The sequence below is a fragment of the Deinococcus aquatilis DSM 23025 genome (assembly GCF_000378445.1).
Classification (GTDB): domain Bacteria; phylum Deinococcota; class Deinococci; order Deinococcales; family Deinococcaceae; genus Deinococcus; species Deinococcus aquatilis.
Genome location: NZ_KB899768.1, coordinates 1 through 15,049, shown reverse-complemented (window position 1 = coordinate 15,049; position 15,049 = coordinate 1). Strand labels below are relative to the sequence as shown.

The following is a 15,049-nucleotide window of genomic DNA, read 5'->3' as shown; positions in this document are numbered from 1 at the left end:
CGGCCCTGATCGGGGACGCCGGGTATCAGGGCCTCTGGAGAACCCACGGGCACGCCATCACCACCCATAAGGCGACGCGAGCGTCGCCCCTCTCCGCCGACCAACGCCAAGAAAACCGTGTGCTGGCGCATACCCGGCAGGACACCCTGCATGTCATTCGGCGGATGAAGATCTTTCGCGTGTTGAAGGGCGTCTACCGACATCGGCGGCGTCGCTTCGCCCTCCGGGTTCAACTCATTGCCGCGCTCTGCAACCTGACCCGAGCCTGCCCGTCATGACTTTCGCAAGAGGTCTAATTGAGACTGAGCGGGCTCCTGTGGAGCACCGCGGAGATCCTGCGTGGCGATTTCAAGCAGGCCGACTATGGCAAGGTCATCCTGCCCATGACGGTGGCACGGCGCTTGGACGGCGTCGCCCAAGTCAGCGGGGCTGCGGTCGCTGCCGTGATCGCAAAGTACGGCGAGGCGGCCCCCACCGCGCTGTTGGAGCACGCCGCTGGCGGGCCGGTCTATAACATCACCGGCCTGACCTTCGAGGCCATGCTGGGCGACCCCGCGAACCTCGCCCCGAACCTGATTCGCTTCACCGGCGGCTTTCCCGAGCACATCCGCGACATCTTCGGACGCTATCGCTTTGAGGACATCGTGCGCGACCTTGAGGAAAAAGACCTGCTGCTGGAGGTGTTCAAGCGCTTCGCTGCGGTGGACCTCAGCGCGGGCGCGATCGGCACCCACGACATGGGCCACGTCTTCGAGGAGCTGATCCGGCGCTTCGCCGAGCTCTCCAACGAGACGGCCGGGGAGCATTACACGCCGCGCGAGGTCATCTCGCTGATGGTGCAGCTGCTGTTCACCCAAGACGACGAGATTCTTTCGAAGCCCGGCGTCGTGCGTACCCTCTACGATCCCACCGGCGGCACCGGTGGCATGATGTCGGGTGGTGACGAGTACGTGCGGGCAGCCAACCCGGAAGCCAAGCTTGCCGTCTTCGGCCAAGAGCTCAACGACGAGTCCTACGCCATCTGCAAGGCGGACATGGTCATCAAAGGGTACGACCCGAAGAACATCCAGCAGGGCAACACCCTGACCGATGACAAGCACGCCGGGCGTCAGTTCGATTACGTCATCTCCAACCCGCCCTTTGGCGTGGACTGGAGCAAGGCTGAGGTCATCGTGCGCAAGGAGCACCTGACCAAGGGCAAGGAAGGGCGTTTCGGGCCGGGGCTGCCCCGACGCAGCGACGGCACGCTGCTCTTCTTGCTGCACGGCCTGCACAAGCTGGCCCCCGGCGGGCGCATGGCCATCGTGACCAACGGGTCGCCGCTCTTTACCGGGAGCGCCGGCAGCGGGGAGAGCGAGATCCGCCGACACATTCTCGAGAACGACCTGCTGGAGGCGATCATTGCGCTGCCCACCGACATGTTCTTCAATACTGGCATCCAGACCTACATCTGGGTACTGGCTCGCGAGAAGGCAGCAGACCGCGTGGGCAAGGTGCAATTGATCGACGCGGGCAAGCTCTTCGAGAAGATGCCCAAATCGCTCGGCAGTAAGCGCAACCGCATGAACGCCGCGCACATAGCTCAGGTGGTGAGGGCCCACGGCAACTCGGAAGAGAGCGACATCAGCAAGATCTTCCGCACCGAGGATTTCGGCTACCGCACGGTCACCATCGACCGGCCGATGCGCCACAACTATCAAGCCAATGAGGAGCGCTTGGTGCGCTTGCGCGAGGATAAGAAGCTGCGCAAGCACGAAGACTTGGACGACATCATCGCCGCGCTGCGTGCCAAGGTTGGCGGCGAGGTCTTCAAGAACCGCGCCGCCTTCCTAGGCTACGTCGAACTTGCCCTGAAGCCGCTGGGCCTGAAAGCGACCGAGTTCAAGAACATCGCTGATCTGCTCGCCGAGCGCGACGAGAGCGCCGAGCCCGCCCGCGACGGCAAGAAGCGCCTGATCCCGGACACCGACCTCCGTGACACTGAAGATGTGCCGCTCACCGAGGACGTGCAGACCTACTTCGGGCGCGAGGTGCTGCCCTACGCGCCCGACGCCTGGATCAGTGACGAGGTGCGTGACCCGAAAGACGACCATGTGGGCAAAGTGGGGTATGAGATCCCCTTCAACCGGCACTTCTACACATACGAGCCTCCGCCCTCGCTCGAGGCAATCGACGCGCAGCTCAAGGCGCGTGCGGGCCGAATCATGGAGCTGCTGAAAGTGGTGGTCGGGTGACGACCTCTAAGGAGGGCAGCGCCAAACAGAGGCCGTACCCGGCTTACCAGGACAGTGGAATTCCGTGGATTGGAGGGATCCCGGTTGGATGGGAGATGCAAAAGATCAAGACCATCTGTCAGCTCGACAATGGCTTTGTCTTCCCACCAGACTCCTGGGCCATTGAGGGCACACCCATCATCAGGATCGAGAACTTCACCAACAAGGAGAAGTTCAACTACTCGCAACTGGATGTACCCAAGCGTCACCGTGTGTCGCAGGGCGACTTGCTCTTCAGCTGGTCAGCCTCCCTTGGGCCTTATATCTGGGACTCTCCCGGGGATTACTTTCTCAATCAGCACATCTTTAAGATAGTCAGTCATAACAACAAAAAGTGGCTCTATTACAATCTTCTCGCCGCTGCGGAATTCTTGAGAACCCAAATGCATGGCTCTGCTATGACCCATATCACCCGCTCAAAGTTGGACAACATCTTTTTAGCAGTGCCCCCAGATGCAGTCCAGCAGGCGATCGCCACCTTCCTTGACCGCGAGACAGCCCGCATCGACGAACTGCTGCGCGAGCAGGAGGCGCTGCTGGAAGACTTGGGGCGCAAGCGTCAGAACGTGATCACAGCGGCCGTGACCGGCAAGCTCCTAGAGACCTCAGGTCCCACGAGGTCTGTAGAGAACATCGGACCCATCCCGGCCCACTGGCAAGTCATGACGCTCAAGCGCCTCGCCCAGATCCGGGGCGGAGTCACGAAGGGGCGCGATCTCCAAGGGAAATCGGTAATGGAGGTGCCTTACCTGCGCGTGGCCAATGTGCAAGATGGTCACCTGAACCTTGAGGATGTGGCGACCATCCTCATCGGTGCTGACGAGCTGGCGCGCTACGCGCTGCAACCCGGCGACGTGCTCATGAACGAGGGGGGCGACAACGACAAGCTGGGGCGTGGCGCGGTGTGGCAGGGCCAGATCGACCCTTGCGTTCACCAGAACCACGTCTTCTCGGTCAGGCCCCACGCCGTGGAGCCCAACTGGCTGGCCCTGGTCAATGCCTCGGACTACGCCAAGTTCTTCTTCTTCGTGAATTCGAAGCAGAGCACAAATCTGGCCTCCATTTCCTCCAGCACGATCAAGGAGCTGCCTGTCGTGATGCCGCCCCGTGAAGAACGCCTGCAATTGCTGGCTGCTGTGGCAGAGCACCATGCTCAAATTGACGCCCTGACCGAGGAAGTTCGTGCCAGCATTGCGCTGATGCGACAGCACCGTTCCGCCCTGATCACCGCCGCAGTCACCGGGAAAATTGACGTGAGGCAGGCATGACGTCTCAGACGCCTCCTGTGCCTCCGACCGGCACTTTTATCGGCGGTCAATCAGTGGATCTTTCCTGGCGCCTGGGTCAGGCGCTCGCCTCGGCCGAGCGCCTGTTCGGTTCACGTGATCCCTTCTGGACTGTGCTGGGCGTGGAGATCGGCGACGACAACTTCCCGCATACCTTCTTTCTCAACACGGCGCCGAACCACATCCGGGTGCACCTGGCCAACAACGTAGGGACCGAAATCCAAGCCTGCTACCAGATCGGTCATGAAGTTGTGCATCTTCTAAACCCGCTCCGTCCACCGGGGGCCCACGTGTTAGAAGAAGGCTTGGCCACTTGGTTCAGCATGGACTTCAGCCGTGGCATTAACGCCCAGTACAGCGGCCTCCCCACTCTCCCAAGCTACCAGCACGCCCTTGCCCTGGTCGCGCCGGTCGTCCAGAACTTGGGGCCTCTGAAGGCCTGGCGAGAATCGAACCCTGGCCAAGGGTTCTCGAACATTTCAGCCAACGAACTGTGCACGCTCTATCCAGACCTCGCCCCTGAAGTGGCCGCCGCGCTGACTGAGCCCTTCAACCGCTGACCACCCTGGAGGCCCAATGACCGGAATTCACCTGGAAAAGCACTTTGAGCAGGAGATGTTGCAGGGCATGGCGAACGTGGGCTGGCAGACCGGCCTGCGCCAGCCTGCGCCCGGCACGCCCACCGCCGACCTGTGGCTTTACGCTTACGACAAGGCGCGTGGCCTGTACCCGATCGACGTCATCTCCTGGCTGCGGGAGACTCAACCCGGCGAGTACGCCAAGGTCAAGAAGCTGCACAACGGCGACACTGACCGCCGTATCCTCGACCGCCTCGCCCAGGAGCTGGATCAACATGGCCCGCTGCAGGTGATGCGCAAGGGCTTCAAGGAGGTCAATGCGCGCTTCCAATTGGTGCAGTTCCGCCCGGCGAGCGGCCTGAACCCGGACCTCGAAGCCCGTTACGCTCAGGTGATCTGCCGCGCGGTGAATCAGCTGCGCTACAGCACGGAGAAGGAAGACTCCATTGACGTGGTGCTGTTCGTGAACGGGATCCCGGTCGTCACCCAGGAACTCAAGACCGACCTGACGCAGAGCATCGGCGACGCCATGCGCCAGTACCGCGAGGACCGCCCGCCGCGCCACCCCGCCAACAACAAGGTTGAGCCGCTGTTGGCTGGCAACCGGGCGCTGGTGCATTTCGCGGTCAGCACCGACGAGGTGCGCATGACCACCCGGCTGGAGGGCAAGAAGACCACCTTCCTGCCCTTCAACCGCGGCCACAATGGCGGGAAAGGCAATCCGCCGGTGGCTGGCGGCTACCGCACTGAATACCTCTGGAAGGAGGTTCTCGCGCGCGACTCGCTGCTGGAACTGCTGCAGCACTACCTGCACCGGGCCAGGACCGAACGCTTTCTGCCGAACGGCCAGAAGGAGATCAAGGAGCGCGTCATCTTCCCGCGCTACCACCAGTTGCAGGCGGTCCGCCTGCTGCGCCGAATGGTGTCTGCCGAGGGCGCCGGCCACGACTACCTGATCCAGCACTCGGCCGGGTCGGGCAAGTCCAACACCATCGCCTAGCTGACCCATCAGCTCGCCTCGCTGCATGTGGGTGACAAGAAGGTCTTCGACAGCGTCATCGTGCTGACCGACCGCACCGTGCTCGACGACCAGCTGCAGGAGACGGTGGCCCAGTTCGAGCAGCAGAGCGGTCTGGTGGTGCGCATCACCGATAAAGACGTGAAGACCGACCAGCTGGCCAAAGCCCTGTCGAGCGGCGCGGCGATCATTATCCTGACCATCCAGACCTTCCCGGCATTCATGGCCTACCTGACCCGCTTGCGCGGCATGACCGGCGAGCAACTTCAGAGCCACCTGGCGGAGAAGGGCAAGCTGGATGTGGACGCGGTCGCCAAACTGGAGAAAATCCGTGCCGGGCGCTACGCCATCGTGGCGGACGAGGCGCACTCGTCGCAGACCGGGCAAAGTGCGGTGCGCCTGCGTGAGGCGTTGGGGGGCGAGGACGAGGATGCTGAGGACGTGCTCGCCGGCGAGGCCTCGGCCTTCGAGAAGCAGGTGGGCCGGGCCAACCTGAGCTACTTTGCTTTTACCGCCACGCCCAAGGCCAAGACCCTGCAGCGCTTCGGGCGCCTGCCGGATCCGAGCATCCCGCCGGGCAAAGACAACCTTCCCGGCCCAGTTCACGTCTACACCATGCAGCAGGCCATCGAGGAGGAGTTCATCCTTGATGTGCTGCGCAACTACACCGGCTACAAGACGGCCTGGAAGCTCGCCTACGGGGGGCAAGACCCGAATGGGGCGGAGGTTGACCAGCGCCGTGCTCATGCCAGCGTGATCCGCTGGGTCAAGCTGCACGACCACAACATCGCCCAGCGCGTAGCGATCATCGTGGAGCACTTCCGAGAGAACGTCGCGCCCCTGCTGGGGGGCGAGGCCAAAGCGATGATCGTGACCGAGTCGCGCCTGGCGGCTGTGAAGTACAAGCAGAAGATCGACGCGTATATCAAAGAACACGGGTATCCCCTGGGCACCCTGGTGGCCTTCAGCGGGGAGGTGAACCGCGACGAGCAGGATCAGGCGATCGGGCCCCACACCGAGACGAACATGAACCACCTCTCTGGCCTGAGTATCCCCGAGGCGCTGGACGCCTCCGCCCACCAGGTGCTGATCGTGGCCAACAAATTCCAGACGGGCTTTGACCAACCCAAGCTGGTGGCGATGTACGTCGACAAGCGCCTGGACGGCGTGCAGGCGGTGCAGACCCTCTCGCGTCTGAACCGCGTCTATCCCGGCAAAACCCAGACCTTCGTGCTGGACTTCGTCAATGATCCTAAAGCCGTGCTGGAGGCGTTCCTGCCCTACTACCGGACGGCGACGCTGACCGACGTGACCGACCCCAACCTGCTGCACGCGTTGCAGGCCAAGGTGGATGGTGTGGGCATCTACACCGATGCCGAGGTTGTTGCGGTCTCCGACGCGTACGCCACCGCCGGCATCACGCAGGCGAAGCTCCAGGGCCTGCTGGCGCCGCTGGTGGACCGGTTCCGGGAGCGCTGGATCGCAGCCGCGCCTGGCAGTGAGACGCGGGCCGAGCTCGAGGTCTTCCGCCACGACCTGGGCACCTTCGTGCGCCAGTACGAGTTCCTGTCTCAGATCATCAGTTACGACGACCCGGATCTCGCGCGCCGCGCCACGGTCTTCCGGCTGCTGCTGCCGCTGCTGGCCCCCGAGCGCCTGCATGACGTGGTCGACCTCAGCGGGCTGGTGATGACCCACCACCGCATTCGGCGGGGCGAGGGAATGGACGGGGTGCCCGGCGGGTCTGAGGGTGGGGGGCTTTCACCCACCCAGGAGGCGGGCAGCGGGAGCGCGGCGCCGGTGAAGACCACGCTGCAGCAGCTGGTGGAGCAGATGAACGGGCTGTTCGAGGGCGAGCTGACTGACGCCGACTTCATCGGATACGCGCAGACCATCAGCGGCAAGCTGCTGGAGAACCCGGTGCTGGCGCAGCAGGCTTCGGCGAACACCAAGGAGCACTTTCTGCACGGAGATTTCCGTCCGGAGATGATGCGTACGGTGATTGAGTCGCTGCAGAACCATACGGCCATGGCGGAGCAGGTGCTGGGGCGCAAGGACGTGCAGGAAGGCTTCGCGACAATCCTGCTGGATCTGGTCTACGAGGGGTTCAGGAAGCAGCGCGAGGGAGGGGCGTGAGGGCGACTGGCATAAGAATATTTGCTTCCTCTCTTGGTCGCAATCTTGAGGTGCCTTCCTTTCCGGAGACCACCCAGGGCGCCCTGCTGCCGGGCGGCAAGACGCCCTGAAGGGAGTGAGCGTCAGCCCGTCTTGAGCCGGCTGGCCCGAAAGCACTGGTCTTCTCAGCTGAATGGCGATCGGGCAAGATAGTCAAGAACATAATTTGTGATATATTATATGTTGATGGCGTATAACTAAGGACATCAAAAAGCCGCTGGGGCTACCGGCTTCGGCGGCTGGGGGACGTTATGAGTGTGAGTCAAGACTTCGAGACGCTTTGCAACAACTTGGTCATCCGCAACGGCGCCTTGATCAGCAGCCGCTATCAGAGCATCACGGCGCGTCTGAACAAGGATTTTCACGCCATCGATTCATACGTTCAGAACACCATTCAGGTGGGCTCTTATGGACGCGACACCGCCATCGTTGATGCCCACGATGTCGATGTGTTGTTCAAGCTGCCTTTCAGCGTCTACCAGCAGTACAACGGCTACCTGAGCAACGGGCAGTCTGCGCTATTGCAAGCCGTTCGCAATTCCATTCAGAGGACCTACCCCTCTACAGCGGTTGGTGGGGACGGCCAGGTGGTGGTCGTCAGCTTCGCTGACCAGATGCGCTTTGAAGTTCTTCCAGCATTTTTGAACTCGGACAGCATCAGCTATACGCACGCGGACTCCAACAATGGTGGATCGTGGAAGACGACCAATCCACAGGCCGAAATCAACGAAATTCACCGGCTCAACGGTCTTTACAACAAGAATCTCAAGCGGCTCTGCCGCATGGCCCGCGCTTGGCGCCGCCACTGCGGTGTGCAGCTCAGTGGGATCCAAATCGACACCCTCGCGGCGCAGTTCATGGCGAGCTGGGGATACAAAGACAAGTCTTACCTGTACTACGACTACCTCACGCGCGACTTCATGAAATATCTGGCCGATCAAGACAAAACCCAGGTCTATTGGCGAGCCCCGGGAAGCGGATCTTTTGTCTGGCGCAAAGGCCCCTTTGAGGCAAAAGCGGGGGCAGCGTACCAAGCTGCTCTGGAAGGCACCGACCTGTACGCGAAAAATAAGACCACCGCTGCCCGCGGCAAATTCAGGGAGATCTATGGCAACAACTACCCCCGCTAGTGCAGCGCCCACGGCGCATCCGAAGGACACTGCCGCCGTGGCAACCTACGGCGAGCTGTTCAACCAGATCGCGGCCTTGTACGGGCGGACGCTCTGGTCCCACAAGGTGCAGGAGAAGCAGGCGGAGCAGCTGGAAGACGCAGGAAAGCAGGCCGCGCTCTGGAACCAGATTGTCTCTGGCATCACGACGACCAGCCTGGTGCTTGCGGTGATTGGCGACAGCCGGATTGGCACAGCGGTTGGTGGAATGTTGGCTGCGCTGCAGTTCGTCCTGGCCTTGCACCTTCGTGACCGGAACTACCCGAAGCTCTCTGCCAATCACACCAAGGCGGCGCACAATCTGTGGGTGATCCGCGAACAGCTCATGGCGATGATCACGGATATGCGCGACCAGCGGCTGACCGTCGACGAAGCCCGTGCACATCGGGACCGCTTCCTGCAAGATCTCGAGAAAGTCTACGCGGACGTACCCAAGACAACCCCTCGAGCCTTCACCGCCGCGAAGAAGTCCATTGACCGTGGAGACCACCGCTTTGAGCCTGGTGAGCTTGAGCAGCTGATTCAGTAGGCTAATGATTTGGGAGCGCGCCCATGAGTGCGCGCGGCCGGTGACTTATAGGCAGGACACTGGCTTGCTTCACCGTCTTGCACAAGGGCAGATTGTCTCCATCAGACCGACCAGTGGACGCCGGAGAATAACCAACGTTGGAGTCAGCGTCCGCCCTAAATGAGGCGAATGGGTGAGCTGAATGGCGACAATGGACTGCGACCGACGAGGGAAGAATCTAAATAAAAGCCCCGGACATTTTGTCCGGGGCTTTTATTTCAGGCTCGCTTTCGCCTCGGCGGAAGCTCGGAGACGTCCCCTAACCGGGGGAGATGGGCCGGTACAGCACGCTTCTGGGCCGGCTTAGGCTGAGCTGCATACTGACGGGTGAATTCTTGGAACAGCAGTCCAACATGCTTCAAATGGCGCTTTGACTTCTCGAGGGTTTCAGCCGCCAAGGGGGCCTCGACTTCGCACGTCCCGCGAAGGAGCCGGCGCTTAGCCTCGGTTGTGGTAACAAAGCCATGCTGGCCACGGTTCATTTTGTGAGCTGCATAGGTCATGGCCGGATGATATCACCTTGCAGGCCAGGCGTCTGACTTGGGCTCATGGTTGGCCCTCAGGCAATGTTCAGGTGAGCGATGAAGCCTGGGCGAGCAGGATCGAGCAGAGGCGCACCAAAATCGCTGACCACCGTTGCGATCTTGAACTCATCCTCGACGTAGATGCTCTGTTGATGTGGAGTGACGCCGGTGTAAAGCTGACACCAACCCAGACGGTAACTGGGAAGAACCCGGTAAGTGCGCCAGCCCGCCTGGAGGGGGGGGACACTGTACTCGAGGTTAATGACGTAGCTGTTCCAATCGTCCACGGGGTAGAGCAGGCCAACATTGAAGCGGGCCTGCACGTTCTTGAGTTCAGGATCATTGGAATGCTCAAGCGTGATGTGATTAATCGACCACAACTCCAGCAGCCATAATGGAAGTTCGACATAGGCCCGGAGTGGTTCAGTGTCCAACGCGTCCCAACTAACGTGGACGGCGTCAATGGAAGCGTCGGCCTGTTGACCGCTGATGGCGTCAGCATCGGCGAGCAGCTCGTAATTGTACTGAAGTTCTTTGAGAATGCTGCGGAGAACCATGACGTGAACGTCCGCCTGTGAGCCTTTTCGAACCACATGGCCTTGACGGTTGTGCCAATTCTTTTCGGCAGGATTCAGATAGGCCAGCATATCCCCGGTTGTCGTGAAGGGCAGTGCCAGGGGCAGGGACAACCGTGGAGCAACGAGTGACCCATCGGGAGCATTGATCAGGGCATGAGACTGCGCATAGGACGCTTCGAGTGTTGAAGCGATCCCATGGGTCTCTCGCCTGCGACGATTCTGGTTGTACTGCTGAGGAGGGATCAGCATCGGTCGTTGGGCTTTTCGCGTCATGCTACGGTCTCGAGCCGGCCAGGGTGGTCTTCCTGCGTATCCGTGGTCCTGGCCACTTCCTGGCAGGTGGCCACGACGTCAATCAAAAGGGACATGGACATTTGGAAAACATTCTACCCGCCCCTTTTCACCCCGACGGGGGTTGCCTCACTGGGACATATCCGGCATTGTGCTATCCCTCGGCGCCTGGGGCAAAGTCAGGAAGCCTGAGCAACCAAGGGGCAGATCTGTGCCGTCAACGTCCGGCTTCACGGGATAGATGACTCCAAATCTGCGTGGGAAGGTCTCTGGAAAGGCCTGCCAGTCGTTGTCTATCACCCCTTCATCAGCCTCCGCAGCAGGTCCCAGTACAGTCCTGGGTTGGTGCGCCGCGCCACTTCAATGACGCCGTCGCTCAGGAACAACGCGTGTGTCTGCTGGAGCCACGCTGGGCCGTGCCCGGTGGAAATCGCCTTTCTCAGGCGCCACGATTCCTCTTGCGCGTGCCGGTACAGGGCGCCTAGGGCGAGCCCCATCTGCGCGTCGCGCTCCAGCACATAGCCAGTGCGCCCCAGGGTGTGGCCAACATGCTGGCCGCCCAACTTCGCGTAGTTCAGACCTTGCGAGCGCTGCGTGGCGTCCAGCAGCAGCTCGAACGTCTGCCGCAGGGGCAGGTTCATCCGGGCGCCCTGGACGGTAGAGCGGCGGTATTGCCACGAAGCCTCGGGCACCACGAAGGGCTGAACCCAGGCCCATTGATCGTCGGTCATCGTGAACGGTGAGCCCACAAAAGGCGGACGGCGCAGAGGGCGAGCGTCCAGCGCCTGCAGCAGCCTGGGCCAGTCGCGCAGCAATCCACCGTCCACCAGGTCAACCAGAGCCTGGGCCAGCCACACCGCCTGCAGCTTCGCGCGGGCAGCGGTCGGCCCCAGGGCAGGAGCCTGAACCAGCAAGACCAGGCGGCCGAAGACGTGCAGGCGTTCCTGAACAGTCCCCGGACCGCGGTGCAATAACCAAGTCAGGGTGCGCATCGTGGCCTGGCGCACATCCAGGCGGTTATGGATACGGGCTCGCCTGGTGCCTGCTGTCATGTTCAACCAGATGGAGTCGTCGACCTGGGGAGTCCTGGAGATACGCCAGACACCGTTCTCGATCTCGTTCCATAGGCCGTAACCCACGATGTATTGCTCCAGCGCGCTGATCAGCGATTGCCACTCATGGGCCTTCGGGGGTGAACGGAAGCCATGCGGCTGTGGCAAAGCATGGAGTTCAATCGGGGGAAGGACATCGGGAAGGGGCAGAGCTTCAGTTGCTGCCGAGGCCAGGTCGCCGTGACATTGGTAGCAACGGCGCAATCCGGCTTCCGGCTTAATCGGCTCGAAGGTGGAGCTGTTCCGAGGCTTGCGTGTCCATTTGTTCCGCAGGCTTTGCGCGGCACTGATATGGCCCTCGCAATGCGGGCACTGGTCACGTAGGGCGGTGCCGTGACTCTCGCAGCGCACGCTCTGAGGGTCGAGCCAGGCCAGGCGGAGATAGGGCTGCGCATCCTCGCACCAGCACGCGGGACAGACTTGAACCAGCGGCACGCCGAGAAAAGGGTAGGGGAGCGGCCCTGGTCGGCCGGTCGTGGCCAGGAGCCGCCGGGGGAGGCGCTGGGCGTGTGCCAGAGCCGACTGGGGGGTATCCGCGCGACGGGCCACCACCTGCAGGAACGCTTCAGGCACGTCTGGGCCCTCCAGCTGCTCGGCGGTCCAGCCCAGGTCAGCCAGCACGAGGTGGAGGGGAAGGCCGTTGGCATGGGCGAGCCGGAAGAGCCAGGAGCCCAGCCACTCATCGGGCTGTAGCGCTGGCAGGCTGGGGTAGGGGTAGACGCTGCCTGGAGTGGCCGGCTCCGTCACTGACAGGTTGAGCGGGCGACACGCTGATACAGACCCGGCAGGCACAGTTTGCCACTGACATGTTGAGCGAACCATTCCTGGCGAGAAATCGAAGGATATCCTGTCCTGCATGGATTTCGTTGCATCTGCCACAGCATACTGACAACTTGAGCGGGCGGGGGCCGAATTCAGGCCGCCACTGACAGAATGCGCGAACGGCGACAGCGGATGTCGTGACTGCCTGCGAGGTCAGCCACCGTGCGGGCCACCCGCAACACCCGGTCAAAGCCGCGCCCAGTCAGGCCCAGTTGCCGCGCCGCTGCCCGCAAAAAGGCGTCCGGGCCGGGATGGAGGGGCGCGTGCCGCCGAAGTTGCTGACCTGCGAGGTCGGTGTTGCGGCCACCCTGCCGCGCCAGCATCAGGTCACGGGCGGCGGTAATGCGGGCACGCACGGGGGCGCTGCCTTCGGGTTCCGGCGCACGCGTCAGCTCGTCTACAGTCAGTCTGGGCACCCGGACCACCAGATCTATTCGGTCCAGCAGTGGTCCGCTGAGGCGTGCGGCGTAGCGGGTGCGCTGAAGGGGCGTGCAGCTACAGGCTTTTTCGGGGTCGCCTAGATGGCCGCAGGGGCACGGGTTCATAGCGCTAATGAGTTGAAAACGGGCCGGATATTCCACACTGGCCCGCGCCCGACTGATGGTCACAGTGCCGTCTTCTAGGGGTTGCCGCAAGCTTTCCAGCGCCTTGCGGCTAAATTCTGGGAATTCATCCAGAAACAGGAGGCCCCGGTGGGCCAGCGACACTTCACCCGGACGCGGCACGCTGCCCCCGCCGATCAGTCCGGCATCCGATACGGTGTGGTGGGGTGTGCGGTACGGCGCAGCCAGAGTCAGGGTGCCCCGAGCCGTCAACAGGCCCGCCGCCGAATGGATTCGCGTGACTTCCAGCGCCTCGGCCCGCGTCAGGGGAGGCATCAGGCCCGGAGCGCGGCGGGCCAGCATGGTTTTGCCGCTGCCCGGAGAACCGATCAGCAGGAGGTTGTGGCCGCCTGCCAGCGCGATTTCCAGGGCGCGGCGGGCCGAACTCTGACCCTTCAGGTCGGCCAGATCGGGGTGCAGGTCGCTGGGGGCGTCGGGCAGAGGCGGGTCGGTGGCGTTCAGCAGCACCTGCCCGCTGAGGTGGCGCACGGCGTCCAGCAAGGTGGCGGCCCCAAACACGGTCACGCCGTCGATCAGCGCGGCTTCGCGGGCATTGCCTGCGGGCAGCAGGGCAGGCAGCTCAAGCCCGGACGCCAACAGAGCCAGATTCACTGCCCCCGCGATGGGCCGCAGCGTGCCGTCCAGCGCCAATTCCCCCGCCACCAGGGTGCCTTCCAGGGTAGAGGCGGGCAAGAGTTCCTGTGCGGCCAGCAGACCCAGCGCAATGGGCAGGTCGTACAGCGGGCCTTCTTTTCGCAGGTCAGCGGGGGCCAGATTGACCGTGATTCGGGCCGCCGGAAAGGGCAGACCGGCATTCCTGATGGCCGCCCGCACCCGCTCCCGCGCCTCGTTGACCGCTTGATCGGGCAGGCCCACCACCGTAAACGCGGGCAAGCCGGGGCTGACATCTACCTCGACTTCCACCGGTACGGCGTCCACGCCGATCAGGGCCACACTCCGCGCCCGCGCCAGCATCAGCCGTGCCTCTGGGGTGAGGCGGATGCAAGAGCCGGATACGGAAATGTCATGCCGGTCAGCTTAGTTGGCTACAGAGAACAACATCACCTGCTGTCTATGAAGCTACCAGGGTAACGCGGGGCCAGCAGTGTCGTTCAATACTTCTTACAGCCCATAACCCGACTTCAGTTGCCGCGTATGCTGCCCATACTCCGCAAGTACCAGTGTGCTACGGCCCGCATCACGGCCTTGTCTTCGGCGTCTTTCACCGTGACCTGCACGATCAGGCGGGCTTTGCCATGCTCGGCAAACTCGGCGTAGGCGGCGGGCAGTGTGGCCGGATCTATCTGGCCCTGCGCCGTGATGTCGCCCTGAGCGCGGGCCACGTAATGCGTTTCCAGCTTCTCGATCAGCGGTACGGCCTGAGCCAGTTGTGCGGCAAATGCTCCCGCGAAAGCCGCTCCACTGACGGCTTCGGCCAGCAAAAACTGCGCTCCGGCATGAATCGTGCCCAGATGGTTGCGAAACGGGGCCGTGTCGGGGCAGGCACCCTCGGCCCAGCCCACGCCCACATCGGTAATCTGGACGCCCACTGTGGCATTCATGGGAATGGCGTGCAGCGCGGCTTTGACGGCCTTGACAGCCATGCTCGGCAGGGCGGGACGGGGGGCAGCGGCGGCAGGGTCAGTCTGGGTCATGGGAAAACCTCCGGGGAGAGTGGAGTGAGTCAAAGGGTGGACAGTGGAAATTTTGAACTGAGTATAAGGGCAGAACGTGGATCGTAGATCGTGGTTTGATACGGGATTAAACTGAGTCGCGACTATGCGACCTGCCTCGCTGTTCCCGCATCAGACGTCCGATGAGTTGGAGTTGGCCTACCGCCAGTCCGAGCGAGCGGTGGAGCGCTCCCGCTGGCAGATCTTGTGGCTGAAAAGCAAAGGGTTATCCATTCCAGAGATCAAAGCGGTCACGAGTTTTTCGCGCAGCACGATCAGCACGTTGATTCGGGCTTACAACAAAGATGGGCCAGCGGCGGTGGTGGACAGACGCCGTTGGAACAAATCGACTCCTGCGCTCGATGTGGAACAACAAGAGA

At 62.4% G+C, this 15,049-nt stretch carries 13 protein-coding genes; 9 read left to right on the top strand and 4 right to left on the bottom strand.

Going from position 1 to position 15,049, the window contains the following annotated elements:
• The 8 genes from F561_RS0123290 to F561_RS0123260 all read left to right on the top strand — a co-directional run.
• Positions 1–278: transposase family protein (locus F561_RS0123290; protein ID WP_019008908.1), on the top strand; the 278-nt coding region annotated here is incomplete at its 5' end.
• A gap of 18 nt (positions 279–296) precedes the next feature.
• A complete protein-coding gene (locus F561_RS0123285) occupies positions 297–2,234 on the top strand; it encodes a class I SAM-dependent DNA methyltransferase (protein WP_019012371.1) in 1,938 nt (645 codons plus the stop codon).
• Complete coding sequence (locus F561_RS0123280; RefSeq protein WP_019012370.1) at positions 2,231–3,541, top strand: restriction endonuclease subunit S; 1,311 nt, start codon at positions 2,231–2,233, stop codon at positions 3,539–3,541. The genes F561_RS0123285 and F561_RS0123280 overlap by 4 nt, the downstream gene beginning before the upstream one ends.
• The gene (locus tag F561_RS0123275) at positions 3,538–4,119 is read left to right on the top strand and encodes a hypothetical protein (RefSeq protein ID WP_019012369.1); all 582 of its coding nucleotides are present in this window, start codon (positions 3,538–3,540) and stop codon (positions 4,117–4,119) included. The genes F561_RS0123280 and F561_RS0123275 overlap by 4 nt, the downstream gene beginning before the upstream one ends.
• 16 nt (positions 4,120–4,135) lie before the next feature.
• On the top strand, positions 4,136–5,137 hold the full coding sequence (locus F561_RS29770; RefSeq protein WP_019012368.1) for a type I restriction endonuclease: 1,002 nt from the start codon (positions 4,136–4,138) through the stop codon (positions 5,135–5,137).
• Positions 5,138–5,164: 27 nt separating this feature from the next.
• A complete protein-coding gene (locus F561_RS26655; protein WP_019012367.1) occupies positions 5,165–7,291 on the top strand; it encodes a type I restriction enzyme subunit R domain-containing protein in 2,127 nt (708 codons plus the stop codon).
• A 290-nt stretch (positions 7,292–7,581) separates the two neighbouring features.
• On the top strand, positions 7,582–8,460 hold the full coding sequence (locus tag F561_RS0123265; protein WP_019012366.1) for an SMODS domain-containing nucleotidyltransferase: 879 nt from the start codon (positions 7,582–7,584) through the stop codon (positions 8,458–8,460).
• A gap of 37 nt (positions 8,461–8,497) precedes the next feature.
• Complete coding sequence (locus F561_RS0123260; RefSeq protein ID WP_169389569.1) at positions 8,498–9,028, top strand: SLATT domain-containing protein; 531 nt, start codon at positions 8,498–8,500, stop codon at positions 9,026–9,028.
• Between the two features lie 598 nt (positions 9,029–9,626).
• Here the strand turns inward: F561_RS0123260 and F561_RS0123250 are convergent.
• From F561_RS0123250 to F561_RS0123230, 4 genes are all read right to left on the bottom strand, one after another.
• Positions 9,627–10,442, bottom strand: coding sequence for a hypothetical protein (locus tag F561_RS0123250; protein WP_157452136.1), 816 nt, complete (start codon positions 10,440–10,442; stop codon positions 9,627–9,629).
• 314 nt (positions 10,443–10,756) lie between these two features.
• Positions 10,757–12,394, bottom strand: coding sequence for a TniQ family protein (locus tag F561_RS29320; RefSeq protein WP_245556622.1), 1,638 nt, complete (start codon positions 12,392–12,394; stop codon positions 10,757–10,759).
• Positions 12,395–12,486: 92 nt separating this feature from the next.
• Positions 12,487–13,971, bottom strand: a complete 1,485-nt coding sequence (locus tag F561_RS26650) for a YifB family Mg chelatase-like AAA ATPase (protein ID WP_019012361.1) — start codon at positions 13,969–13,971, stop codon at positions 12,487–12,489.
• Between the two features lie 167 nt (positions 13,972–14,138).
• Complete coding sequence (locus F561_RS0123230) at positions 14,139–14,651, bottom strand: DUF4442 domain-containing protein (RefSeq protein ID WP_019012360.1); 513 nt, start codon at positions 14,649–14,651, stop codon at positions 14,139–14,141.
• A gap of 124 nt (positions 14,652–14,775) precedes the next feature.
• Between F561_RS0123230 and F561_RS0123225 the strand changes: the two genes are divergently transcribed.
• On the top strand, positions 14,776–15,049 hold a 274-nt coding region (locus F561_RS0123225; RefSeq protein ID WP_026299172.1), incomplete at its 3' end, for a helix-turn-helix domain-containing protein.